Annotated in this window: 21 protein-coding genes and 1 pseudogene; 10 read left to right on the plus strand and 12 right to left on the minus strand. The window is 49.8% G+C overall.

Features of this window, described 5'->3' with window-relative positions:
• Positions 1-6: 6 nt before the first annotated feature.
• The 7 genes from J2Z65_RS25190 to J2Z65_RS25220 form a co-directional block, all read right to left on the minus strand.
• Positions 7-1,110: a glycoside hydrolase family 88/105 protein gene (locus J2Z65_RS25190; protein ID WP_167055717.1), complete on the minus strand. Its 1,104-nt coding sequence runs from the start codon at positions 1,108-1,110 to the stop codon at positions 7-9.
• A 15-nt stretch (positions 1,111-1,125) separates the two neighbouring features.
• On the minus strand, positions 1,126-2,322 hold the full coding sequence (locus J2Z65_RS25195; protein WP_167055713.1) for an MFS transporter: 1,197 nt from the start codon (positions 2,320-2,322) through the stop codon (positions 1,126-1,128).
• An 11-nt stretch (positions 2,323-2,333) separates the two neighbouring features.
• Positions 2,334-3,455: a hypothetical protein gene (locus J2Z65_RS25200; RefSeq protein WP_167055711.1), complete on the minus strand. Its 1,122-nt coding sequence runs from the start codon at positions 3,453-3,455 to the stop codon at positions 2,334-2,336.
• A gap of 18 nt (positions 3,456-3,473) precedes the next feature.
• Complete coding sequence (locus J2Z65_RS25205; protein WP_167055708.1) at positions 3,474-4,349, minus strand: carbohydrate ABC transporter permease; 876 nt, start codon at positions 4,347-4,349, stop codon at positions 3,474-3,476.
• 21 nt (positions 4,350-4,370) lie between these two features.
• Positions 4,371-5,321, minus strand: coding sequence for an ABC transporter permease (locus tag J2Z65_RS25210; protein WP_167055704.1), 951 nt, complete (start codon positions 5,319-5,321; stop codon positions 4,371-4,373).
• Positions 5,322-5,436: 115 nt separating this feature from the next.
• Entirely contained in the window at positions 5,437-6,972 is a 1,536-nt protein-coding gene (locus J2Z65_RS25215) for an extracellular solute-binding protein (protein ID WP_167055700.1), read from the minus strand.
• A gap of 463 nt (positions 6,973-7,435) precedes the next feature.
• The gene (locus tag J2Z65_RS25220; RefSeq protein WP_167055697.1) at positions 7,436-8,953 is read right to left on the minus strand and encodes an extracellular solute-binding protein; all 1,518 of its coding nucleotides are present in this window, start codon (positions 8,951-8,953) and stop codon (positions 7,436-7,438) included.
• Positions 8,954-9,103: 150 nt separating this feature from the next.
• On the opposite strand from J2Z65_RS25220, the gene J2Z65_RS25225 reads away from it, so the two are divergent.
• On the plus strand, positions 9,104-11,428 hold the full coding sequence (locus tag J2Z65_RS25225) for a helix-turn-helix domain-containing protein (RefSeq protein ID WP_167055694.1): 2,325 nt from the start codon (positions 9,104-9,106) through the stop codon (positions 11,426-11,428).
• A 122-nt stretch (positions 11,429-11,550) separates the two neighbouring features.
• On the opposite strand, the gene J2Z65_RS25230 is transcribed toward J2Z65_RS25225, so the two are convergent.
• The 3 genes from J2Z65_RS25230 to J2Z65_RS25240 form a co-directional block, all read right to left on the minus strand.
• On the minus strand, positions 11,551-11,835 hold the full coding sequence (locus J2Z65_RS25230; protein ID WP_167055691.1) for a hypothetical protein: 285 nt from the start codon (positions 11,833-11,835) through the stop codon (positions 11,551-11,553).
• A 276-nt stretch (positions 11,836-12,111) separates the two neighbouring features.
• A complete protein-coding gene (locus J2Z65_RS25235; RefSeq protein WP_167055688.1) occupies positions 12,112-12,948 on the minus strand; it encodes a sugar phosphate isomerase/epimerase family protein in 837 nt (278 codons plus the stop codon).
• Between the two features lie 26 nt (positions 12,949-12,974).
• Positions 12,975-14,051 (minus strand): Gfo/Idh/MocA family oxidoreductase, encoded by a 1,077-nt coding sequence (locus J2Z65_RS25240; protein WP_167055685.1) that lies wholly within the window; start codon positions 14,049-14,051, stop codon positions 12,975-12,977.
• A 122-nt stretch (positions 14,052-14,173) separates the two neighbouring features.
• Here J2Z65_RS25240 and J2Z65_RS25245 point away from each other — a divergent pair, with 122 nt between their 5' ends.
• From J2Z65_RS25245 to J2Z65_RS25265, 5 genes are all read left to right on the plus strand, one after another.
• Positions 14,174-15,064 carry an AraC family transcriptional regulator gene (locus J2Z65_RS25245; RefSeq protein WP_167055682.1) on the plus strand — a complete coding sequence of 297 codons (891 nt, stop codon included), beginning with the start codon at positions 14,174-14,176 and terminating at the stop codon, positions 15,062-15,064.
• A 97-nt stretch (positions 15,065-15,161) separates the two neighbouring features.
• The gene (locus J2Z65_RS25250) at positions 15,162-15,965 is read left to right on the plus strand and encodes a DUF2935 domain-containing protein (RefSeq protein ID WP_193580854.1); all 804 of its coding nucleotides are present in this window, start codon (positions 15,162-15,164) and stop codon (positions 15,963-15,965) included.
• A gap of 673 nt (positions 15,966-16,638) precedes the next feature.
• Complete coding sequence (locus J2Z65_RS25255) at positions 16,639-16,974, plus strand: ArsR/SmtB family transcription factor (RefSeq protein WP_167055678.1); 336 nt, start codon at positions 16,639-16,641, stop codon at positions 16,972-16,974.
• Between the two features lie 108 nt (positions 16,975-17,082).
• On the plus strand, positions 17,083-17,589 hold the full coding sequence (locus J2Z65_RS25260) for an SRPBCC family protein (RefSeq protein WP_167055675.1): 507 nt from the start codon (positions 17,083-17,085) through the stop codon (positions 17,587-17,589).
• A 143-nt stretch (positions 17,590-17,732) separates the two neighbouring features.
• Entirely contained in the window at positions 17,733-19,187 is a 1,455-nt protein-coding gene (locus J2Z65_RS25265; protein WP_167055672.1) for a stalk domain-containing protein, read from the plus strand.
• On the opposite strand, the gene J2Z65_RS25270 is transcribed toward J2Z65_RS25265, so the two are convergent.
• A complete protein-coding gene (locus J2Z65_RS25270) occupies positions 19,128-19,568 on the minus strand; it encodes a spore germination protein (RefSeq protein ID WP_167055669.1) in 441 nt (146 codons plus the stop codon). The two genes, J2Z65_RS25265 and J2Z65_RS25270, sit on opposite strands and share 60 nt — an antisense overlap.
• Before the next feature lie 162 nt (positions 19,569-19,730).
• Here J2Z65_RS25270 and J2Z65_RS25275 point away from each other — a divergent pair, with 162 nt between their 5' ends.
• Entirely contained in the window at positions 19,731-21,287 is a 1,557-nt protein-coding gene (locus J2Z65_RS25275; RefSeq protein WP_167055666.1) for an ABC-F family ATP-binding cassette domain-containing protein, read from the plus strand.
• Positions 21,288-21,388: 101 nt separating this feature from the next.
• On the opposite strand, the gene J2Z65_RS25280 is transcribed toward J2Z65_RS25275, so the two are convergent.
• Complete coding sequence (locus J2Z65_RS25280) at positions 21,389-21,874, minus strand: hypothetical protein (protein ID WP_167055663.1); 486 nt, start codon at positions 21,872-21,874, stop codon at positions 21,389-21,391.
• 38 nt (positions 21,875-21,912) lie between these two features.
• Here J2Z65_RS25280 and J2Z65_RS25285 point away from each other — a divergent pair.
• The 3 genes and pseudogenes from J2Z65_RS25285 to J2Z65_RS25295 form a co-directional block, all read left to right on the plus strand.
• Positions 21,913-22,347: pseudogene (locus tag J2Z65_RS25285) on the plus strand (winged helix-turn-helix domain-containing protein); the annotation flags it as partial.
• A 287-nt stretch (positions 22,348-22,634) separates the two neighbouring features.
• On the plus strand, positions 22,635-23,465 hold the full coding sequence (locus J2Z65_RS25290) for an exopolyphosphatase (protein ID WP_167055660.1): 831 nt from the start codon (positions 22,635-22,637) through the stop codon (positions 23,463-23,465).
• Between the two features lie 153 nt (positions 23,466-23,618).
• Positions 23,619-24,611, plus strand: coding sequence for a zinc-binding dehydrogenase (locus J2Z65_RS25295; RefSeq protein ID WP_167055657.1), 993 nt, complete (start codon positions 23,619-23,621; stop codon positions 24,609-24,611).
• Positions 24,612-24,621: the final 10 nt, after the last annotated feature.

A 24,621-nucleotide genomic window follows, 5' to 3' on the forward strand; every position in this document is an offset into this window, starting at 1 on the left:
TGCTCCTTATACCGTCATCTTCACGAGAGACTCTACTTCCACACAAGCCATAACGAATGCCCCAACACCATGCAGGTCATTTTCGCTAGTTGGACGAGTCACATAGTTCTCATAATCACCGGCTGATGTCCCAATGCAGATTAGTGGCAAGATTATCCGCTCTTGCTCGTCAAATTTCAATGTGCGAATCAAACCTTCATATCCCTTCACAGCTGCTGCCGCACATTCCCCGCCAACTACGCCGTGTTTAATCGCTTTGGCGATCGTATACACGAACAGACTTGTACAGGAAGTTTCCAACCAGTTGTCCGGCTGGTCACCTTTATCAACAACTTGATACCACAGTCCGCTCTCCGCATCCTGGTAGCGAATCAACGCTTGAACGAACTCACGCAGGGAGTCCACCAGGACCTCACGCCCCGGCTCACCCGCAGGCAGCTCATCAAGGAACTGCGCAACCGCCAGACCGTACCAGCCAAGCGAACGGCCCCAGAACTCCGGTGAACAGCCGGTTTCGGCGTTCGCCCACGGCATTTTGCGACTTTCATCCCAAGCATGGTACAGCAGTCCTGTCGCATCGTCTTTCATGTATTTGCGCATCAGTCCTTCCTGATGCAGTACTGTATCGCGCAAGGAAAGATCTCCATAAGCATTCGCATATTTGAGCGAGAAGACTCCCGCCATATATAAACCGTCGAGCCACATATTATAGGCATACTTGTCTTTATGCCAGTATCCGCCCTCGGACGTCAGGTTCAGCGTATTCAGCAGATTTCTCAGCTTGTCGGCTGCGATCCGGTATTTGCTGCGCCCTGTTTTGGCCTCCAAGCGGAACAACAAAAGACCTGCTTGTACGGCATCCAGCTCATCGCGAGCGAAGTATAGATTGCCGCTTTCGTCGATCAGACCGTCGACATAAGCCTGAATGTAGGCGTCATATCGGTCGTCCTTCTCAGCTTCCCAAAGCATTTCCATTCCGCATAAAAATACGCCTTGATGATAATGCCAACGCCCGGCAGGCGGCAGCTCCATCGGCGTGTACGTGCTCATGATGGAATCGCAGGCAGCCCGCGCCCATTCCATTGGTGATTTTACATAAGAATCGGTCATAATAAGTTTCCCTTTCTATACCTCTATAGATTTGTGAATTAACGGGCGTATACTAACTTGCATGAGCATGACAAAGACAAGGATCCAAGGAATCCAGACATGATCGGCTCCGCCAGCCATTAGCATGAACAGGAGCACACCCGCCGCACGCCCGATATTGATGACAGACTCTCGAATCACGATGGACTCGATCCGGAAGTTCTCTTTGAGCGGCAATTCCCCGATCAGTTGATAGTAGTGTGCGGTGTACGAATTAGCCTGCAGCGGTTTAAACAAGGACGACACACACATAAACATAATCACGGTCCACAGCGAGATGTCCCACAGCAAGAAGATCGAGGAAACCACGAATCCCCAAGCGGAAATGGATAAATAGGACCGGGTCGATGCTTCGCTTCCCTTCTTCGACAGCACATAGCTTGAAAGAATCGATAAGCTTAGAAAAAATGCGTTTAAATACCCCACCCAAGACTCATGTGGCAGCACTTGAAAAAGCAAAATGGCCGGTACGTACATCATGATGCCTTGAGGCAGCCCGATAATGAACCAGCCTAGCAGTGATTTGGTGAAATCAGGGCGTTTCTTCAACATCAACCCTGTATACTTGAGATAATAGGCGGTATGATGAGTCGGCTTTTTCTTAATATGCAAGCTGAGCAAAGACGCCAGAACAAACATGAATGAGGCAAGCCCGAAGACGATTGTATACCCATTCAATGCTGAAAAGCTTGCAATGATCAGGCCTGCCAACGCTGGCCCTGACAAATTCGACACTTGCGTAACCATCGCGTTCCAGCCTAAATAGTTGTGGCGGTTTTGATTATCCGTGACATCGGAAATCATAGTGAAATTGCCCAGCCAGTAGAAGGCGGTAGAAACACCTTTTAAAACGGCGAACCAGATATAGTAATCCACCATGCGTTCCTGAGCGACCAGAATGAGCACATATAATAACGCGGTTAAATAAATCCCTGCCCGGTAGGCATATAGCCGGTCTTTGATTTTGGCGATTTTGCCAATGTATATCGTCGCAATTGGTGCAGATAACAGCATAATCAGCTGAAAGGCCCCGTTGATCCAGAGGTCATTCGTCAGCTTCCATAAATATAGGGAGATGAAGACACTGGCCAACGCATTGCCGAATTGATAAATGCCATGGTTTAGCAAGGTGCTTTTTGCCTGCATGGATAATTTCTTTTCGCTTTGAACCATATGCCGCCGGCCTACGATTTCAGGCTCATGAAGCCGTCAGCTGGTAGTCGAGGCGCTTCAATACCGGCAAGCCGGTAGCACACGGAACGGATCAGCAGCGCCTGCGTCCCCGCATTCATGTCGCCTTCGACCTTGCCGCCGCCAATGTTAACGGCCTTGGGCATACCGGGATAATACTCACCCGGCTTGACCTGAGCGACATTCGGCGCTGCCGGCGAATGGGCTAGCTCGCGGGAGAATCCCCCGTCTGCGCGCAGCAGCTTCTTCATGTTCGCCAGCGTAATCTGAATGATTTCGCGCAGCTCTTCTATCGGTATATCCAGCTTCATATAAGAAAGCAGATGAATCGGATTGCGGATATAGCACATATCCGCCGCTTCCTCCTGCCTCAGTGCCTTTAGGATGCTTTCGTAAATGCGTTCCTCTCTCGGCAGCGGCACCTTGAAGCGATCATAAAAAATGTGCAGCTTGAACGTCCCGGATATGCGCACATAGTAAGAGCCTTCGCCCCATAACCCGCTCTGCGCATCCTGCTTCTCCGCGAAGAAATCGAACGCGGTCTGGGCAAAAGCCGCCCTGCGCTCCGCTGGCTCCACTTGCTGCACGTACACGCTGGAGGTGGACAGCCGGTCGCAGCCCCTCCAGCTGTTCACGAGCGGCACCGACTGCAGCCACGCCAGGTAGCTTTGCGGCGATTCCATGTAAGCCGGCGCTTGCTGCGCCTCGTAGGGCAGCGAATACAGCGGCTTTCCGCCGAGCTTCCTCAGCGCACCGCCGCTGTAGGAGATGGCCCGCGATACCATGACTTCATCCTCGCGCATGAGCGGATTCGCATCATAGAAGTAACCCGACGAAGCATCCTGCTTGTTCTGAAAAAAGCGGATCAACCCCCGCTTCATCTCTTCCGGCAGGTTGTTTACTAAATCAAAGCGCTCAAGGATATTGAGCGCTTGTGCTGTTGATTCAATGTCCGGCCCATCGCCGGACAGCTCTTTCGAGCTGTTTGCGTAATAGAAACCGCCGCTTTTCGCGTCATACTGTTTTTTCAACCAGTCATGAAAGCCCGTAAACAATTCGTCCATGTCAGCAAGAAGCTGGCGGATCCTCTCGATGTGCTGCGTATGCGTCTGCATGTTTGGCGTCCTTTCTTTCTAGCCTTTAATAGAACCGATCATTGCTCCTTTAGCAAAGTGCTTTTGCAAGAACGGATACACCGCTAAGATTGGTACTGTCGCTACGACGATAACCGCCATCTTGATGGATTGAGCAGGAGGCGGAGTCACACTGTCCAAGTCAATGCTGTGGTCCATACCGCTCGCGAGAACGACAATTTGTCTAAGGAGAACTTGAATCGGCCATTTGGCGCTCTCATTCAAGTAGAGGATCGCGCTCAGGTAGGTGTTCCAATAGGTCACCGCGTAAAAAAGGGAAATCGTTGCGATCGCCGGCATCGACAAAGGCAATACAATGCGGAACAAAATGCCGAAGTCGCTGCAGCCATCGATTTTCGCCGACTCTTCCAGCCCCTCCGGGATGTTTTGGAAGAAGTTTTTCAAAATAATCAAGTTAAATGCTGAAACTGCCGACGGCAAAATTAGTGCCATATAAGAGTCGATCATCCCTAATTCTTTGACAACCAGGAAAGTTGGCACTAAACCGCCGTGGAACAGCATCGTGAAAACAACCATAAACATAATCACTTTGCGACCATCCACATCTCTTCGGGACAATCCGTATGCCATGAGAGCCGTGATGAACATGGAGATTAGCGTTCCGAGCAATGTCGTCCAAATGGAAACGCCCATCGCTTTAAAAATCGTATTCGTCGAAAAAATAAACCGATACGCCTCAATACTCCAGTCGGTCGGAATAATGACGAACTTCTTCGCCGCCATCTCCGCGCTGGTCGTAAAGGACCCTGCCACGACATGCACAAAAGGAATCAATGTAATCAAGCCAATAATCGTTAAGAGCAAATAGTTAATAATGCTAAACATTCGCCCGGCTAATGTTCTGTCTTCTACCATGGTGCAGCCCTCCTGCCTTTCTTAGTACACGCCTTCTTCGCCCATTTTCTTAGCAATACGGTTTACAATCATTACCAGGACGAGTCCGATAAATGATTTGAACAATCCGATCGCCGCGCTGTAGCTGAATTGGCCTTGTTTTAAACCAGCTGTATATACATAAGTATCAATGATCTCCGCAACATTTCGGTTCATAGAGTTAAGCAGCAAGTACACATGTTCAAAACCGAGTTCGAGAACCGCACCAATTTTCAAAATTAACAAAACAATAATGACACTGCGTAAAGCCGGCAGCGTAATATGCCACATTTGGCGCAAACGTCCTGCACCGTCCATACGTGCTGCCTCATATAATCCCGGATCAATGGAAGCAATCGCCGCCAGATAAATGATCGTCCCCCAGCCGGCTTCCCGCCAGATGACTTGAAGAATGTACATGGGTCTGAACCATTCCGGAGCTAACAGGAAATTAATCTTTTCAAATCCGAAATACTCAATAATGTCGTTAATAATCCCGCCGTCCATCGTTAACATTACGAAAGAGATCGAAACGATGATAACCCAGGACATAAAGTGCGGCAAATAGACGATCGTTTGGAACGTTTTCTTGAAAAATTCCCCTTTCACTTCATTCAGCATCAGCGCCAAGATGATAGGAATCGGGAAATAAAACAGGATATTCATCACAAATAAAATTAACGTATTGCTCAAAATATTAAAGAAATCAGGCTCCGTAAACAAACGCTGAAAATGCTCAAAGCCAACCCATTCGCTTCCGCTTACCCCTTTGAACGGCTTATAGTTCTGGAACGAAATGATCAATCCGTACATCGGGATATATTTAAAAACGATAAAATATAAAATGCCCGGCAGCAGCATCACATAAATCCATTTGTTCCTCCATAGACGCCTGCCGAGTTCACTGCTCTGTTTCCTTTCCACCACGCTTTGCACAGCATGTACTTCCTGCATAATTCTCTTCCTTTCCCGATGTTTCATGAAAACGAGAAGACTGCTCCTGATGATAAGCAGCCTCCCCGCTTAGAAACCAGTAAGATTCCTTATTTCTTTATTTCCTGTCCACGTCTTATTTTTTGTATTGTGCGTTGTATTCTTCGATAATTTTGTTACCGCCGCGGTTTTTCCAATCCTCGATGGCTTTATCAAATCCGGCTTTATCAATGCTGCCGTAGATGTATTTGTTCGTTGCGTCTTTGATCACGTCTTGCAGTTGAACGCCTTTTTCCAGGTTTGTTTTGGAATCGAGCGCCGCTACAGGGTCCTGCACAGCGAACTTCAGGTTCGCGATTTTCAGCTCATCCGCTTTGCCTTGAGCAGGGATGGACGGAATGCCGAGCAGTCTTCCTGACGTATCTTCATCACCGATTGCTGCGTCTGTGAACGGCTTCACTTCGCGTGTCCATTTCTCTTCGTCCAGCTTTTTCGCTTTGCCGTCAACGATGCTGTAGTTCGCATCTTTGATACCCCAGTTCGCAAGGTTCGCTACTTCAGGCGTCATCATTTTGTCGAAGAAGGCGAGGACTTTTCTCAGCTCAGCTTCGTTCTTGATCGCGGATTTCGGGAATAGCACCACGTTCGCATAGCCTGGTAACGCCCATGCAGCGAACTTGCCGTCTGGTCCTGCAACCATGCTGTGTACGTCTACAACTGCCGTTGGCACGTTTTTGATCAGATCTTTATTGAGGGACGCTACGTCTGTCATCGCTCCGATGTACATGCCTGCCGTTCCGTTTGTGAATAGCTTTTGCTGATCCGTTTTACTTGTTGCGGCGAAGTCTTTGTTGATCAGACCTTCATCACGCATCTTTTTGAGGTAATCCATCGTTTTCACATACTCAGGGAACATGAACTCCGGCTGCAGCTTGCCGTCTTTGACGCCCCAGTTGTTTGGAGTGCCCAGCCAAGCCGCTAAAGTTTTGAAGGAGCCGTACACGAGATCGTTACGGTCCGTAAGACCGATGGTGTCCTTTTTGCCGTTGCCGTCTGGATCTTGCTCGGTGAATGCCTTCGCCATCGCGTACAGGTCATCCGTTGTTGCCGGTGGCTTCAAGCCCAACTTATCAGCCCAGTCTTTGCGGTAGATAAGACCTTGACGGGCGATATCTACGCCGCGGTACAGCGTATACAACTTGCCGTCGACTTTGGTGTTGTCATTCGTCGTGGATTTCAGCTTGCTCAGGTTCGGGAAGTCTTTGAGCAGCGGCCCGATTTCCCAGAACTGACCGTCGCGGATCGCGGATTTCATTTGAATGAAAGTCGCTTGGTTTTTCAGGTACGTGACTTGCGGCAGTGCACCTGTTGCGAAAGTTGTATTCAATTTCTCCTCGTAAGTATCGGCTGGGAAAAATTGATACGTCAGCTTCGTATTCGTTAATTTTTCGAGTTCTTTAATGATCGTATCCGGCGGCGTTTGTGCCGTGTTTAGCGGAGCCATAATTGTGATCGGCGTCGGTGTGTTGTCAGCCGTTGCTTTCGGTGCCGTTGTGCCCGTTGCTGCATTTGTAGCTGCTGGAGTTGCCTTGCCTCCGTCTGAGCAAGCTGCCAGTGCAAAGCTGGATACGAGCAGAATGCCGAGCGGTATCGAGACTAAATTTCTCTTCATATTTGTTAGACCTCCGTGAATTGTTTGTTTGCTACAAGCTCTACACTACAGTGTCGTATGCAGGTACCGAAATAATCATTTACTCATTTAGACATAGTTCTACTAGGGATCTGAGATGATGATTATTGGCGGAGGAGATGATTATTGGGGTGAATAGCGTTGAAAAACAGCATTACAGCAATAGAGGCGTGAGACGGCCTTTTCGACCGGGCTTAGGGGCTTTTACGAATACGAGAGGACCTTATCGGCCCTCTCGTGGGAGTTTTGGCGGGATTACGCCCAATTTCCGGCACGAGACAGCCTTTTCGGCTCTCTCGACCGGAATCGGGAGGCTTGCGATGGTGAGACAGCCTTTTCGGCCTTCTCGGCCGGGCTTGGGGGCTTTTACGAATACGAGAGGACCTTATCGGCCCTCTCGTGGTTGGTTCGGCGCTCGCTCGCCAATATCAGCGGTTCCAATTACTTATTTCCTCGAATATGCATCATTATATTCTTGGATAATCTGACTGCCGCCTCCCCGCTTCCAGCGTTCAATTTCTTGCAGGAAAGCGGCTCTGTCGAGTTTCCCCAGCATGTAATTGTACGTAGCGTCGGAGACGATTTTGTACAGCTCCACTCCGCGCTCGTCATAGGTCTTCGATTCCAGGCCCAGCGTCGGGTCTTTGACAATATATTTCTCGTTGTCCAAGCTGAGTTTATCCGCCAGCTGTGACAGGGATTCACTCTCGGCCACCTGTTTCACCTGCGGATTGTTCAAATCCGCGATCATGAGCGCATACAACGCGTTTACTTCGTTCACGCGAAGCTTGGACGTCTCCTCCAGCAGTTGGACTTTGTCCCCAATGGTCGTGTAGTGACGCCCCTCCAACCCATATTTCATCAGGTTGGCGACATCTTTATCCATCGACCGGTCAAAAAATTGCAGCACCTGCTTGAGTTCCGCTTCGGTGTGAATCGCTTTTTTGGAAAACAGGTACAACGCGCTGTAGTTCGGAATTGACCAAATCCGGAACCCCTTCGGCCCTTCGATATGATTCACGAGGGTGAATTTGGCGGAAGGGTTCACAAGCTGCACCTCATCCGAAAGCCGCTGCACATCCTGCATGCTGCCAATATAGACGCCTGCGATACCGCGGATCAGCTTATCGCGCTGAACCTCTTTGCTGGTGACCGCGAAATCCGAGTTAATGAGCTTCTCGTCGTACAGCTTTTTCATATAATCCATCGTGTCTATATAGGCCTGGGTTTCGAACTCAGGAACAAGCTTCCCATCCGCAACGCCCCAGTTATTCGGTGTACCGAAATAGGAGCTGAGCGTCTTGAACGCGCCGAACACCAAATCATTCCGGTCGGTCATTCCGATCGTATCATCCTTGCCGTTGCGATCGGGATCGCCGTACGTGAATGCTTTTAACACTTGATAGAGCTCGTCCACATTCGTCGGCTTGGCCAGCTTCATATTGTTCAGCCAGTCCTCGCGAATAATAATGCCCTGTCGGGAGGAGGGGCGCTCGGTGTACAAGCCATAGATTTTGCCATCGACAGCTGCCTGTCCCAAAATCTCCTTGTTCAGCTTTTTCAGATTCGGATACGCTTCCAAATAAGGTCCGATATCCCAAAAAGCGCCGGAGCGAATCGAATTTTTCATCAGCATGTAATCGGTATACTTCACGTATGTCGCTTTTTTAAGCGAGTTTGTGGTGAGGGCTGTGTTCATTTTATCGGTATATATACCATCCGGAACCCAGTTCAGATCCAGCTTCGTATTTGTAAGCTTTTCGATCTCCTGAACGATCTCAGGAATTGGCGGATGCGGAAAATGAAGCGGTGCCATAATCGAAATGACGGGGCGATCACTGGTCGCTTCAGCCTCTTGTTTGGAGCCGCCTCTCGTGCAACCGCTGATCAAAGCAACCATCAGCAGCCCGATGATGAATAGACGATAGTGCCTAAAACCTTTCCCGTGTACATGTTTGCTCATGACCCTTCCCCCTTGCTGCAGCAGCGTTTTACAGGCATAATCAGAGATAATGATTATTTGCCAGCCAGATGATTATTGCTCTTAACGAAAGACTTGACTACAATATACAGATAGTGAGAATGATTATTTTAAGATAAGGTGTTGGATGCAATGCCCAATTTAAGTTTTCTCAGCAAAATGACCATCTTCGGGTTCTTGCTCAGCACGCTCCCGGTTATTTTCATCGGCGCCTTTGCCTTCATGACCTCTTCGAACGAGATCCAAAAAAATGTCAACGAAGGTAAAATGCAGCTGATCACCCAAATCAACTCCAATGTAGAGCAGAAATTAACGACTGTCAACCATACACTTAATCAGGTCATCAATTCCACCGTGCTAAAAAAAGCGATGGATATGCCGCTAACTGTAAACGATTTCATGATGTACGACGATCTGCGCAGTGAGATTCGGTACATGCAGTCTTTTGACACGAAGCTGGAAGATGTCATCCTGATCAATGCCCGCGAGAACTGGATGATTAAGAATTCGGGACTGTACCGTTTTGACGGCTATCCTTTTTACGATCAGTTGCTGAACCTGATGAACACGCAGGAAAACAGCTCGTGGATGATAAATCCGTCGAAGTGGTTTTTTACCGAGGAAAATGCGCGGAGCGTAACCTGTGAATACAGTATTTCATTGGTCAAAAAGCTGCCAACCACCGGCCTGGAGAAATACGGCTTGGCGCTCGCAAATATTCCCGCCTGTTCCCTGCAGGATCTGATCCAAAGCGATACCAAGCATCTGGATGACATCCTGATTATGGACGAGCACAACCGGATTCTCATGCATCCGGATGCCAACCTGATCGGCAAATCCATTACGGAAGCCGGTCTGACAGATCTGAGCCAGCTTGCGGCGGCTCCTACGGGGCAATTCACAGCAGATATCAACGAGATGCGCTATTCCGTGAGCTATTTGCACTCGAACTTGAACAATTGGACCTATTTGTCATTGACCTCCATCGACAGCTTGACCAAGGAATCGCGTAAAATCGGACTCTACACCCTTTATGTTTGTATTCTGATGCTGCTCCTGTCCATGCTGCTCGCGTGGCTTATTTCGCGCAAAATGTACTCGCCGATCCAGCTGCTGCTCAACCAAATCGGAGGCCTTGTCACCGTGAATCAGAAGCGGAAGGCTAACGAATTCCAAATGATCGGCGAGCACGTCCATACACTTTTCCAATCCAAGTCCCAGCTCGAACGCGAGGTTCACCAGCATATCGGGCAGGTTCGGACATTCTTCTTGATTAAAGCTTTCCAGGGTCATATCAAAACGAGCGAGCTGCCTGAGAAATTAGCGCAGTTTGGTTATACCAAGCATGTGGAAGAATGGAAAACGATGTCCGTCATTACGCTGCAGATCGACTCGATCGACAATACGCGTTATGAAAAAAGGGACATGGAGCTGCTGCTGTTCGCCGCGCACAACATGATCGAGGAGCTCATCCCTTCGGAACAGCGGCTCGCTCCCGTCATTATCGATCAGACGGTGGTAACGTTGATTGGCAGTCCAGATAGTGAAGCTGCCGCTTTCCGCAACACCGTTTATGCTTTGACAGAGCAGATGCAGCAGCATATTTTCAACTTTTTGAATCTGCATGTCAGCATCGGGATGAGTCTTCCCATCCATGCTTTTTCGCAGATGTCGATTGCCTACAAGGAAGGTCTGGAAGCCTTGAAACATCGCATCAAACTCGGGGAAGGCATCATCATTCAGTATGAGAACATTAACTCAGGCAAACATTTCTTGAATTTAAACTATCCTAAGCCGCTCGAAAATGAATTGATGGACGCTATTAAGCTCGCTGAAAAGGATAAGTCCAAAGAGCTGCTGCGGCAGCTCTTGCAAGCCGTATTCGCCGCGCCGCTCACGCCGCAGGAATATCAGATTCCATTGGCCCGGTTGCTGAACAACCTGCTGATGGTGATGCAAGAGTCCGGCATCTCGCTTAATCAGATTCACCCGAATAAGGGCTCGCTCTTTGAGGAGCTTCTGGATCTGCATATGACGGCGGAAATCGAAGACTGGTTCTGGACAGAGGTCATTCACCCGCTGATCCGCATTTACCGCGACCGGCAGGATGCCCAGTACCACAATATTTCAGAGAAAATCATCGATCTCGTGCAAAAATATTACGATACCGACCTAACGCTGGAGGAATGTGCCTCCAGATTGCATTACAATGCGAATTATTTAAGCAGCATTTTCCGCAAGGAAACGAATTGCTCCTTCAGCGATTACTTATCGGCTTACCGGTTCAACATGGCTAAAAAATGGCTCTCGGAAACCGATATGCCGATCAAGGATATCTCCTCCAGGCTGCGCTATAACAATTCGCAAAATTTCATCCGGTCCTTCCGCAAGCAGGAGGGGATTACCCCGGGGCAATACCGTGATAAGCAGAAAGAAGGCGCTGCTCCAAATCTTTGACTGTTAGCGCCTTGCTCTCGCAGGAACGAATGCCAAAAGCCTCCGGAGCCACCAAGCAGTCGTTGGTGGTTCCGGAGGCTTTTGCCTCTTCGTTAAACAGGTGATCAGGCTGCTTGTCCAGCCTACTCGCTTGGATCTACTGCTGCCTTCAGAGCAGCTCGGTTGTTCCATAAGAACGAAACAACGCTGTTGCGCTCTTCAAAAAATGCTTCACTTTCATCCAAATAGTCTTTGCCGCGTCCATGTACGCTGAATCGGTCATCGTTGTAGTTCATCAGCGTCCACTGCCCACCACGCTTGTTATCAGCGAACACAAGGTATAGTTTCTGGCCCGAAGGATCCCACTTCGCATACGACGAAAAGTTGTCCAAAATCAAGCCAATATCATCCTTCTTCTTAATTTGCATGATCTTATCTCCTTTTCATTTTCATTTGGACATATTTAGTAGAACAGGAACATAGTAAACGAGAATGAATGAAAATGTTGTCGGACTGTGTGGATGGATCATAGGAACCTTTGTCGAATGCCGAGCTTCCTGGCATTTCGTGATACAGTCGCCCTCTAAAAGCGAAAATGAGCCGGGGACCGATGTCCCCAGGCTCATTTTACATTTGCTAGCAAAAAAAGCAAGATCATGCTGATAGTCTGTGTTGAGTGGCAGGCAGCCGTCTCTGTCTATCGCCTACAAACCCGCCGCTGCGTAAACCTTATCAAAGCCTGCTTTGGAACGCTGTACCAAGCTCTCAGGGGAATCCGCCGGAGGCGTGGCTGTCAAAATCTCCTGCGAAACAGCACCCTTATAACCGATCCGCGCCAAACCTTGCAGGAAGCCCGCCAGGTCGATAACGCCTTCGCCCGGATACACGCGTCCGTTATCCAGCACATCCTCCACCGGCACGTCCGGTGCGTCATTGATATGGACGTGAACGATCTGCTCAGGACGAAGCTTTTCAATATCGGCCACCGTCAACCCGTTCGTGTACCAGTGGTATGCGTCGAACAGCAGCCCTACATTGCTCTCGCCGATCGCATCGATCCAATCTAGCGTTTCTTCCAGCGTCCAAATGAACGGATGCTTCCAACGTGTGCGCAAATGATGCGGCCCCACGAACTCTAATCCGAGTCGAATGCCATAAGCGCCAAGAATTTGCGCGCATGTGCGCAATCTGCGCGTTGCCAGCGCCATGAAATGCGCAGCATTCAGATCCGTCGATGGCAGAATGTACGTGCAGCAGCTCGTACAACCAAGCGCCTCGGCCGCAGCGGCTGCTTGTGTCAGCTTTGACAAGCCGGCGCGGAACGTCTCTTCGCTCCCCCGCCATTCGACCGGCAGGCCGATGGATCCGATGACGAGACCGTGCTTGCCCAGCAGCTCGCGCGCTCCGTCAACGCTGTGGCTTTCGACTAAAGCAAGCGCGTCGATATCTACCGCTGCAAAGCCGTATTTTGCTGCTAATTCGATGAACTGCTCATTGCTTTCCAACTTGCCAAGCCCTGCTCCCGTTAACCCTCTTAGCATCGTATTTCCTCCTAGATATAGATGAATTAGATGTCCCAGTTCAGTTTAACTTCATTGCCCGTGCGGGATGATTCATAAATCGCATCCAGAATCAGGTTGTTCGTGTAGCCCGACAAAGCGGACGTAATCGGCTGTTTACCTTCGCGAATGCATGTTAAGAAATGACGGCTGAGGCGGAGACGCTCGCCTTCGTCGTTCTCAGGCTTTTTCAAATCCGTTTCAATCGCTCGGTTGAACTTCTCGGTCAGCAGCTTGCCGGATGCTCCTTTATAGCTTGCGCCGCCATCGGAGCCCATCAAATGAATGAACGGCGTATTGTCCGTATCCATATGAACAGCCCAGCTCACTTCCAGCGTTAACGTACTGCCGTCTTCCATACGAATGAGCGCCGTCGCCAAATCTTCCACATCGTAAGTGCCGTTCCAATTCGGCGTCCCCCACGTGCCAATCCCCTTCTTGCGAGGACCGAATTCCGCATACGTAGCACCAAAGACAGAAACCGGCTTCGGATTGCCCATCAAGTAAAGCGCGAGATCCAGCATGTGAACCCCAATATCAATCAACGGGCCTCCGCCCGATTCGTTCATTTTCGTAAACCAAGTGCCCCAGCCTGGAATTCCTTTGCGGCGGAACCAGCCTGTTTTGGCTGTGTAGATTTTGCCGAGCTCACCGGCTTCCACCTGCTCTTTGATCAACTGCGGCACAGCCTCCCAGCGCATCTGGTGCCCGATCATGACCACTTTGTCAGATGCTTCGCTGGCTTTCAGGATTTGTTTGGCTGCTGCAGCATTAATGCCCATTGGCTTCTCGATCAGCACATGCTTGCCTGCTTCAATTGCTTGTACAGCAAGGGAGGCATGGTATTGGTTAGGCACGCCAATGATAACAGCGTCTACATTTGGACTATGTATAAGATCTTCAGGCGTCGCTGCTACGTGAGCAATTCCGTACTCCTGTGCTTTGGCTTCCGCCAGAGGCAAGTAGGCATCTGTAATCGCCGTAATTTCACAGGAATCCGCCAATTTCGAAAACTCGCGTATATGCACGCCGCCAATATTACCAGCACCAATAATACCTAATCTAATTTTGTTTTCGCTTCCCACCGTGTGTTCCTCCTCATAAGTACATCCTGTACGACCTGCTTTTATGATAAAATAAATACAGTAGAAAAACGCACCTATATTTCGGAAAACGTCCCATTTCTTCGAAGGAGATTAGCCTTATCATGACGTACTTTCCCGACTATTTGAAAACGTATCCAAATATGCATTCGTCCTTCCCTTTCCATATCAGCAAAAATACGCTGGAGCACGGCTTTCGGGCGCATCGCCACGATTTCCTGGAATTCTCTTATGTCATTGAAGGCACCGGCTCGGAAAGCATCAATGATGTGACCCACAAGATGCGAAGCGGTACGTTCACATTCGTGCTGCCTTATCAAGTGCATGAGATTTTTACGGATCCGGGACAAAAGCTTGTCCTGTACAACTGCATGTTCAGCATGGACCTGTTGATGGAATCCGGGAACGATCCCGGTCTGTCAGGGCTATTAGGCGAGATGACCGCCTTGCCTGCCTATGTCCAGCTGCATGGACACGATCAACAGTTGATGCTTGCTCTCCTTGAGGAGATTTATCAAGAATACAACGGCACAGAAAGATATAGGCAGACGCTTTTAAAAGGCAAGCTCAAAGAAATACTCATTCGATTCGACCGCTATCGTTGGAAGCAAACACTGCCCCTCGAAGAGGTGGAAATACCTCCGCTTCCCGGAACAAAGTCAAATCACGCGGTTTGGCCCATCATTCATTACATTCACCGCAACTATCAGGAGGAGCTCGCCTTATCGGACCTCGCATCGCAGTTTTCGATGAGCGCATCCCGGATCAGCGAAGTGATTAAGCAAACGACTGGACAGACTTTCGTCCACTTTCTTCATGACCTGCGTCTGCGCCATGCCTGCAGCCTGCTGGTGTCCACCGACATGAGCGTGACGGAAATTGCGCATGAGGTCGGTTACGGCTCGTACAAAACATTTTCCCGCATTTTCCGGGAAAGCAAAGGCATCGTGCCGAAGGATTACCGCAAATCAGAGCATCATCGCCGTATGACGTGATATAGGAGTCGTCCTAGTTAGGCCAATCATGGTCTATCTCTTCTTACAAGAGATTATACATAACATAGTATAATTCACTGCGGGGAGAGTGCTGATCTTGTCCAATGAGTTTGTTGCACGTTCTTTGGAAGAAGTCCGATTTTGGTCCCGGATCATGAAGGAACATTCCCTTTTTCTAAAGCTAGGTTTTCGCTGCGAGGACACGCAATTAATTCAAGAGGCGAATCAATTTTACAGCATTTTTGAGCAAATTGAGGGAAAGGCCCATTCGTTTACAGAGGCGGCTGATCCTGCGCAAATCCAGCGGTTTAACTTGGAAGTGCACGCAGCCGCGACGCATATATGGGCTTTTAAGAGAAAGGTTCTTGGGCTCATCATTCAATGCAAGCTGCCAGGCGGAAACAATTTCCCTCTACTAGTCGACCATACAAGCAGGGAAGCCAACTACTTCAGAAATCGGTTAGAGGAATTAAATGGAGGAAGGCTGGACCCGCTGCCCGACGCGATCATTCATGAAAATGTTTTCTTCCTACGGATTATGGCGGATCATGCCAAGTTCATCGGACATCTGCTGGACCCGTCCGAGCGGCAATTAGTGGAGCAAGCCCGCAACTTCAGCCATGACTTTGATCAGCTGCTATTCCAAGCCATCGATTTGAGCGGCATGCGGCCGCAGTCGCAAACTGAACCGCTTTTGGGGCAATTCTTAGATCAGAACCGCGTTTCCGTCGCTTCCCTCCGTGACTTCAAAAAGACGGCCAGAGATCTGATCGAGGCTTGCCGGATCAAAAGCATCATCCATCCGCTGCTCGCTGACCACGTGTTCCGGGAGGCTGAGAGATTTTTGTTCATCATTGATGCTTTCGAAGGTGCGCTCACCGGCAAACAGGCCGGAGCCTAGGCTGAAAGCATACCGACCTTGTAAAAAAGGCTGCCCTCGAGGTGTTTACACCTCCTTGGGTGGCCTTTTGTTATTGAAGCTGGATAATAGTGGGAACTATGGTCCTCTATTCTCTGCGGAATGCGCCATTTCGCGGTCCAATGGGAACTATGGTCCTCTATTTTGCTGTTTTTAAGCGTTATAGCCGCTTTTCAGGCAAATAAGACCCTGTAGATTCCGCTAGACCCTGCAATCGACCCATATCGCCGAAATAGCGGCCTGTAGTTCCCTTTCCGCACACGATACGAAATGCTACTCACTTGTAGACGCCCTTCCCTCCTAATGTTACTCTCCAGTGTACACGCACCTCCTCCGAATGTTTCTCTCCTACATCCATCACTCCTGCCCCTCAATGTACTCTCTTGCACACACCCTTCCCTCCTAATGTTACTCTCCAGCACACGCTCCTCACCCGAATACTTCTCTCCAGTATCCAGTGCTCCTGCCCCTCAATGCTACTCTCTTGCACACGCCCTTCCCACCTAATGTTACTCTCCAATACACACGCCCCTGCCCCAGAAATAACCCGTCCGCCATCCGGCAATACTATTCAAATCCCAGCGACTGCCTCACACTTCTCTGCATTTCTATATATTCCTTGACAGGAATATTCCGAATGAGGTATATTACAAATATGAATTCGACTATGAGCGCTCTCGCCGAGCCCAACCGATTGCACATTGTCGAACTCTTGCGTGACGGTCCCCTCACCGTGGGGGAAATCGCCGATCGACTTGGGCTCAACCAGCCCCAAGTTTCCAAACATCTCCGCGTCCTCAGCGAGGCCGGAATCGTGGAGGTTCAACCGATCGCCAATCGGCGGATTTACAAGCTGCGGCCCCAGCCGCTTCAAGAGCTAGACGCCTGGGTGAAGTCTTTCCGCCGTATTTGGGACGAGAGCTTCGACCGCTTAGATGCCTATTTACAGGAATTGCAACGCAAAGAAAATAATTCGGACGACAAGTCATAGCGCTGTCTCCGCGAGCCTGCCGCTGGTTGCCACTCATTGTGGAAGGAAGGCTCGATTTATTTCGATTCAACCGCACTCTACTATTCCAAATTATGGAGGTCATTACCCATGTCTGAAACTTCAAATGCCTTTCAGTTAGTCATTACACGCACGTTTAACGCTCCCCGCGAGCTTGTCTTCAAATGTTGGACGGAGCCTGAGCATCTGCTAAACTGGTGGGGACCGACAGGAATGAATTTGGAAGTAGCCTCCCTGGATCTTCGTCCTGGCGGCGTGTTCCATTACAGCATGAAGTCTCCTGAAGGGTTCCAAATGTGGGGGAAATTTGTTTATGGCGAAATTACGCCTCCGGAAAAACTTGTTTTCACAAACTCGTTCTCCGATGAGGAAGCCAATACGGTACGTGCCCCATTCAGCCCTGTTTTCCCGCTTGAAATTATGAATGTCCTAACGTTCGAAGAGCAGGATGGCAAAACGCTTCTTACGATGCGCGGAGGCCCTGTGAACCCTACCGAAGAAGAAGCTGCATTCTTCGCTTCCATGGCAGAGAACATGCAGCAAGGATTTGGCGGAACGTTCGGTCAACTCGAAGAATACTTGGCGAAACTTGCCTAAACCCTATGCACCGGCGCTATCTGCGCCGGTGTTTTTCTTTGGCCAGCCGCCGGACGTAACCAAAAAGGCCTGTTCATCCGAAACATATAGAGAGCCGGACAGGTTTCGGCAACATTCGACTGAACCTAAAAGGAGACAACCTGATGTTTCGCCATAAAATAATGAAACCCGGAGCCGCTCTCCTGTTGACAGCTGCTCTTTTCGCAGGGGGTACACCGGCATCCGCGCTCTATTCCCCTTCCGTTAACGCTGTGACTAAGCAGGTGACCGCCCAGGGTAAAGCCTTTAACGTAAGTGTCGTCACGATCGACCTGACCGACCCGACACTGGAGCTCGCCCCCGCCTTAGCCGACGGAGGGATTGGGCATGACTCTCCCTTACAGGCCATCGCAGAACGCGAAGGAGCGGTTGCCGCGATTAACGGCACGTTTTTCAATGCGTATGAGTCCGACTCTACCATCCGTTACCCGAATGGTACGCTGCTGCAAGCTGGCGAGGCTTTGCATTCCGGGGAAAACCAGACCTTTTTTCTAAATCGGGATAAAGTTCCTGGCATTCAGTTCGTGGACCTCGACATCGCCGTACGCGTGAGCGAAGGGTCTGGCACTTACACCATTAATCCCTGGGGGGTTAACAAATATTACGGAGAAGGCAGCACCGACCAGGTCGTCTGGTACACGCCGGATTTTGGCCGCTGGATCGGCTTCGCGGGCGGTACGAAAGTCGTCATCGAGGGTGGGATCATCACGCGCATCACGAACGATTCCGTGCAGGTTCCTCCAGGCGGCTACGTTCTGTTTGTCGGTAACAGTGCCAACAACCGGCAGTACGTACTGCCGAATCTGGACGTCGGAGACAGAGTCACGAAAGAGCTCCTGGCCAAAGGCGAAGGAGGCAGCTCTCTGAACGCCCAGTCGTGGCTGGCAGCGATCGGGGCCGGTCCGAAGCTGGTCACAGGCGGCTCCGTTGATCTCGACGTCAAAAGGGACGGCTTCTCCGACCCGAAAGTGACGCAATCCTCCGCGGCGCGAAGCTTCATCGGCATCGACGGGTCCGATCGTCTCGTGATGGGAACCGTGCCGAGTGCAACGCTGTCCCAGCTCGCCGCCATTGCCATCCAGCTTGGGCTGAAGGAAGCCATGAATATGGATGGCGGGTCCAGCTCAGGGCTGTACGCCAACGGCACAATGTTGACTTATCCCGGCCGCGAGCTGAGCAATGCGCTCCTCGTGCGCAAGCTGGACAAGCCGAAGGTGCAAATCGACATCAATGGGCAGCCTGTATACGACTATAGCGGCTTTATCGTCAAGGAGACGACCGTTGTTCCGATTCGCCCCTTCATCACTGCGATGAATGCCGGTTTTCAGTGGGATGCCGCAACGCGGACGGCGACCATCACGAATGCTGGCGTCACCTTGAAACTAAAAGACGGCAGCTCCACCGCTACGGTGAACGGCAAATCCGTCCCCGTACCCGTCCCGCTGCAAATCATGGAGGACAGCCGCATGTATGTTCCGCTCCGCCTCGTAGCGGAATCGTTAAACAGCAAAGTGGACTGGAACAGCCGCTTGTACCGCGCATCCGTCCGCCTGCCTTAAATAAAGACACAGAATACCACAAGACCTGAGGGAAATGGCCCTCGGGTCTTTTTCGTTATCCGCTACGAATAAATAATGGCATTTCCTATCGTGTATAAGCTTAAAAGGATATCGCTCCAATGCACCCGGAATATCGGATAAGACACTGCCATCTGAGTTCCGAAGGTCTCCAGAGAAGAGTATAAGGGAATCTAATAATTCATGAATGGCAGCTGGATCCGCCAGTCCGTCCGTGAATACAATCGCGGCCGGCAGCTCGCCCGATAGACCGATGCCCAGTTCTCTGATGACAATGTCACTGCTTTCTCCAAACTGATCGATAATCCGCGCTATATTTTCATGCAGATAGGGAGTTAGCGGTTGAACGCCAGTCGTTGTCATAGGATCACCCTGCTTTTGGTTTAGCTTTTCTTACCATCCCCTTATTCTGGAAGCATTATATACCTAATCAAGTCACATTTTTGCGTACTGATTCATTGAGTTTTTCCTCCCATAACGCTTATAATAAAACGAGAAAAAGTTTAAGAGAAAAGGTGTTATTTCATGAGTATATTAAACGTAGAAAGATTAAGTCACGGCTTTGGAGACCGCGCCATCTTCAACGACGTCTCGTTCCGCCTGCTCAAAGGGGAGCACATCGGACTCATCGGTGCAAACGGTGAAGGTAAATCGACCTTTATGAACATTATTACGGGCAAGCTTCAGCCGGATGACGGAAAGGTTGAATGGTCCAAGCGCATGCGCGTTGGCTACCTGGATCAACACGCTGTGCTAAGCAAAGGCATGACGATCCGCGACGTTCTGAAGGGAGCTTTTCAATACCTGTTCGACATGGAACAGGAAATGAACGACATGTACGGCCGAATGGGCGACGTGAGCCCGGAAGAGCTTGAACAGATGCTCGAGGATGTCGGCACGATTCAGGATACTTTGACGAATCAAGACTTTTACATGATCGACGCCAAAATCGAGGAAACCGCTCGCGGGCTGGGGCTTACCGATATCGGCTTAGAGAAGGATGTCAACGATTTAAGCGGTGGGCAGCGGACGAAAGTATTGCTGGCGAAATTGCTGCTCGAAAAGCCGGACATTTTGCTTCTCGATGAGCCGACCAACTACTTAGATGAGCAGCACATCGAATGGTTGAAACGTTATCTTCAGGAATACGAGAATGCTTTCATTCTGATTTCCCATGACATTCCGTTCCTGAACAGTGTCATCAATCTGATTTACCACATGGAAAATCAGGCATTAAACCGCTACGTTGGGGACTACAACCATTTCCAACAAGTCCACGAAATGAAAAAACAGCAGCTTGAATCTGCTTATAAGCGCCAACAACAGGAAATCTCCGAGCTCAAAGATTTCGTAGCCCGTAACAAAGCGAGCGTTGCGACACGGAACATGGCGATGTCCAGACAGAAGAAACTCGACAAAATGGATGTCATCGAGCTGGCAAAGGAGAAACCGAAACCGCAGTTCAATTTCAAAGAAGGCCGTACATCGGGCAAGCTCATTTTTGAAACGACCGAGCTCGTAATCGGCTACGACTCACCGTTGTCCAGACCTCTGAACCTGCGTATGGAACGCGGACAGAAGATTGCGCTTGTCGGTGCGAACGGTATCGGGAAAACGACGTTGCTGCGGAGTATTTTAGGGGAAATCACGCCTGTGTCCGGCTCTGTTCAAAAAGGAGATAACCTGCAAATCGGTTACTTCCAACAAGAAATCAAAGATTCCAACAACAACACTTGTATCGAGGAAGTGTGGAATGAGTTCCCTTCGTTCACACAATTCGAAGTGCGCGCGGCGTTAGCCAAATGCGGCCTCACCACGAAGCACATTGAGAGCAAAGTTGTTGTACTGAGCGGTGGCGAGAAGGCGAAAGTCCGTCTATGTAAGCTGATCAACCGTGAAACGAACCTGCTCGTGCTCGATGAGCCGACCAACCATTTGGATGTGGACGCCAAGGATGAGCTTAAGCGTGCGCTTCAGGCTTACAAAGGCAGCATTCTGCTCATTTCCCACGAACCGGACTTCTATCGCGACATCGTGACGGAAACCTGGAATTGTGAGTCTTGGACAACCAAGGTGTTCTAGCCAATAGGAAGAGGGCATCTTCAGTAGATGATTCTACTTGAGGATACCCTCTTTTTTTATTTACACGAAACGCGCCCCAAATCCACCTTCTCCAATCTCCTCTAACCATCTCGTCTTTCCCAACGTATGGAAACAACTCCTGTTCGGAAGCTGAACCGAAAAATCCGCTGCCGGTGCCGCCATGCCCCGCCTAGTATCCAGACTTGCCCATCGTTAAGGAGAATGAGAACGCCTCGAAGCAAACCGCCTCCACGTTGGATCAGCGCCATATGTATCGTGATATACCAACCCCATAAGAGCGGATACCCCCGCCTGGACAACCAATTGTGCAGTGTCCCCACCCTCTCTTCGTCACCGTTCAAAGCTATCCGTGTTTTATTGTAAAAGAGAATGGCTGCTTGAAAATCAGCCCTTAGGCGGAATTCCGCCTCCGCTCTCCGCGTGATTTTTGCTCCCTCCGTCCGGGCAACCAACAGCATGGCGCTAGTTGCTTTGACATGATACGAAGTGTATACGGGTGGCATGTGGCCGCGTATTACGGCCTTAAACTCATTCTTCCCCTGATGCTCATGGCGTTCTATTCTCATATCCGTAAACGCGCTTGGGTTAAGCCTTGCCTAACCCTGAAGCATTCACAGTAGGTGCTGACGACTATTTATGTAAGCCCTTTAGTATGCATGAGATGAAGGCCCGCATCCAAGCACTTTTGCGCCGGTTTAAACAGGTCCTTCCACCCGAAGAGCAGATTATCCAGCAGGCTGTTACGGTACCGCCGATGGATTTGAACATTAATTTGGAAAAAAGAACGCTCTATGTGCGAGGCGAATCCGTCGACATGACATTCTCCGAATTCGAGCTCATACGGCTGCTGTACGAACACCCCGAACGCGTCTATCGCCGGGAAGACCTGATTAACGCTTTGCGCGGCTTTGACTCCTATGTCAACGATCGCGCCATCGATGTACATATCACGAATTTACGAAGGAAAATTGAAGCCAACCCCAAAGAACCAAAATACATAAAAACCGTCTGGGGCGTAGGCTATAAATTTGTTTTATAAGACGAGACCTGATCCATTAGCGGATCAGGTCTTTTTGGATATGGAGAGCTCCTGTAACGCCTTTCTTTGTCGTAAAACCAAGCAATTTGTTGAAACAGTTGCTTAATCATATCTCGTCCTAAAATTTAACAAAAATTGGTTGACATAGAAATCAATAATCATTTATTATTGGACTTCTGAAGCCTTTATTTACAAGAAAAAGTCGGTTATACATCATATGGCAGCTAACTAAACATGGATTCACAAGTGCGATAACCATTACTTAAGGGACAAACAGGTGAACTCTTATGAATAGTGATAAACTAATTTTGGATTTGGGCAGTCACAGTGCCAAAGTGTTCAAGAAATCAGACATCGGCATCGAAGAAGTGGACGTTCTCATATGGGAGCTTTTGGAGAGCGAGATCTGCCTTCCGTCAATAGAAGATAAGATTAAGACCTTACTGTCTGCACAGGGGCCTTTACTCGATGGGTCCTCCCAAGGAACCGTGGAAGCCATCGGAACGGAAGCGATGCGAAGATCTCCCCTCCTCTCTGAGCATATGAAAGAAATATGCAATAATTTGCGGATTGCCTATCGGACCATCAGCCAGAAAGAGGAAGCCGAGCTTCTGCGGAAAGCCATTAGCCAATCAGATATCCCCAGCCATCTTGATGTCATCAATGCTGGAAACAGCAGCATTCAAATTATTACGAAGGAGTGTGAAGCTCCTTATCTCATTCCGTTTGGGATTGCCGATTTGAATCAGGAATTCCATTTGCTTAAGCCGCCGCATCAAAGGCAGATCACAACCTGCATCAAATGGCTTTCCTCCCGCTTACCCGCGTCATTGGGGCAGTTTGCTTTCACCGGCGGTGAGAAGACGTATCTGCGTCACTTCCAGATTGAGCTTGATCAGGATCTCTACTGCTCAAGAAGCGACTTCACACTGCTCGCCAGACAACTGGCTCTGCTAGATCTTCCTGCTCTAGAAGCTAACTCCCCCCTTGATCCCAAGTGGATGCGCAGTGCGATTGCCTCGAACTGTGTTGTCCTCGCCGGCCTGATTAAATCAGGCACCAACAAATTTATGCCCTCTGACCTGAATATCGCCCATGGCTTTATGAATCAATTATAACCTTAATCCTCGGAACAAAAGGGTGCCCCAGGCACCCTTTTGACCAAATCTTAGTGTAAATTTGATGTTATCAAAACCCACCTGTTCATACCGTATTATATAATACAGTGAATATTAGTTGTAATTACATCTATGATAGGTGGGTCCTTACATATGGCACAAACTATGAAAGCCGCGATGATCAAAACATACAGCGGGGTTTCCGGCATTGAAATCGGTGAGACGCCGATTCCCGACATATCCAGCGGCGAAGTGCTCATCAAGGTTCATGCGGCCTCCATTAATCCCGCGGACTTATTATTTCTTTCCGGCCATTACGGCGTTAAACGGGCATTGCCGTCGGTCGGCGGAATGGAAGGGTGCGGAACGGTTATTGCAACAGGCAATAGCCTTGTAGCCCGTATGCTAAAAGGAAAACGCGTAGCCTTCGTATCCGAGGTTTACGGTTCCTGGTCGGAGTATGCGAAAGCCAGCGCGATGACGTGCATGGTTCTGCCTGACCACGTTTCGGATGAGCAGGGTGCCGTCTTCTTCGTCAATCCGGCAAGTGCCATGGCTATGGTGAAGATTGCCAAGCAGCACAAATCCAAAGCGATCGTGCAGACGGCCGGAGCCAGCGCTTTGGGCAGAATCCTGGTGAAGCTAGCCAAAGAAGAGGGCATTCCAGTCATTAGCGTTGTCCGCAAAGAGGAGCATGCCCAGCTTCTTAGAGAAATAGGCGGACAGCATATCGTTAACAGCAGCTCCCCTGCCTTCGAAGATGAACTTAAGCATAAGGCTCACGACCTTGGCGCTGCCGTCTGCTTCGATGCCGTAGGCGGGGACTTGACAGGCACCGTGCTTTCGGCGCTGCCCGACGGCTCCACGCTGTTTCAATACGGCCTTCTGGGAGGAAACACGACAACGATCAACGCAGATGATCTTGTTTTCCGCCGGAAGCGGATCACAGGCTTCTGGGCGTCCGATTGGGTGAAGACACAATCCATCTTTGAGCTGCTGTCGCTGCAGGGCTCGATGAAAAAGTCGGTCGGATCACAGATCCAGACCGAGATCAGTCAAACATTCTCGCTTTCTCAAACCGCAGACGCGATCAAGCAGTACACGGCCAACATGAGCTCAGGCAAAGTGCTGCTGCTGCCTGTATAGCTGAAAAAGG

Source organism: Paenibacillus aceris (genome assembly GCF_017874035.1).
Lineage (GTDB): Bacteria > Bacillota > Bacilli > Paenibacillales > NBRC-103111 > Paenibacillus_E > Paenibacillus_E aceris.

Excerpts from the sequence above, each read along its gene's own strand:
- J2Z65_RS25215 (WP_167055700.1), bottom strand. The coding sequence starts at position 6,972 with ATGAAGAGAAATTTAGTCTCGATACCGCTCGGCATTCTGCTCGTATCC.
- J2Z65_RS25235 (WP_167055688.1), bottom strand. The coding sequence starts at position 12,948 with ATGCTAAGAGGGTTAACGGGAGCAGGGCTTGGCAAGTTGGAAAGCAAT.
- J2Z65_RS25210 (WP_167055704.1), bottom strand. The coding sequence starts at position 5,321 with ATGCAGGAAGTACATGCTGTGCAAAGCGTGGTGGAAAGGAAACAGAGC.
- J2Z65_RS25255 (WP_167055678.1), top strand. The coding sequence starts at position 16,639 with ATGAATTCGACTATGAGCGCTCTCGCCGAGCCCAACCGATTGCACATT.
- J2Z65_RS25230 (WP_167055691.1), bottom strand. The coding sequence starts at position 11,835 with ATGCAAATTAAGAAGAAGGATGATATTGGCTTGATTTTGGACAACTTT.
- J2Z65_RS25280 (WP_167055663.1), bottom strand. The coding sequence starts at position 21,874 with ATGAGAATAGAACGCCATGAGCATCAGGGGAAGAATGAGTTTAAGGCC.
- J2Z65_RS25295 (WP_167055657.1), top strand. The coding sequence starts at position 23,619 with ATGGCACAAACTATGAAAGCCGCGATGATCAAAACATACAGCGGGGTT.
- J2Z65_RS25220 (WP_167055697.1), bottom strand. The coding sequence starts at position 8,953 with ATGAGCAAACATGTACACGGGAAAGGTTTTAGGCACTATCGTCTATTC.
- J2Z65_RS25275 (WP_167055666.1), top strand. The coding sequence starts at position 19,731 with ATGAGTATATTAAACGTAGAAAGATTAAGTCACGGCTTTGGAGACCGC.
- J2Z65_RS25260 (WP_167055675.1), top strand. The coding sequence starts at position 17,083 with ATGTCTGAAACTTCAAATGCCTTTCAGTTAGTCATTACACGCACGTTT.
- J2Z65_RS25190 (WP_167055717.1), bottom strand. The coding sequence starts at position 1,110 with ATGACCGATTCTTATGTAAAATCACCAATGGAATGGGCGCGGGCTGCC.
- J2Z65_RS25290 (WP_167055660.1), top strand. The coding sequence starts at position 22,635 with ATGAATAGTGATAAACTAATTTTGGATTTGGGCAGTCACAGTGCCAAA.
- J2Z65_RS25270 (WP_167055669.1), bottom strand. The coding sequence starts at position 19,568 with ATGACAACGACTGGCGTTCAACCGCTAACTCCCTATCTGCATGAAAAT.
- J2Z65_RS25225 (WP_167055694.1), top strand. The coding sequence starts at position 9,104 with ATGCCCAATTTAAGTTTTCTCAGCAAAATGACCATCTTCGGGTTCTTG.
- J2Z65_RS25195 (WP_167055713.1), bottom strand. The coding sequence starts at position 2,322 with ATGGTTCAAAGCGAAAAGAAATTATCCATGCAGGCAAAAAGCACCTTG.
- J2Z65_RS25245 (WP_167055682.1), top strand. The coding sequence starts at position 14,174 with ATGACGTACTTTCCCGACTATTTGAAAACGTATCCAAATATGCATTCG.
- J2Z65_RS25265 (WP_167055672.1), top strand. The coding sequence starts at position 17,733 with ATGTTTCGCCATAAAATAATGAAACCCGGAGCCGCTCTCCTGTTGACA.
- J2Z65_RS25200 (WP_167055711.1), bottom strand. The coding sequence starts at position 3,455 with ATGCAGACGCATACGCAGCACATCGAGAGGATCCGCCAGCTTCTTGCT.
- J2Z65_RS25205 (WP_167055708.1), bottom strand. The coding sequence starts at position 4,349 with ATGGTAGAAGACAGAACATTAGCCGGGCGAATGTTTAGCATTATTAAC.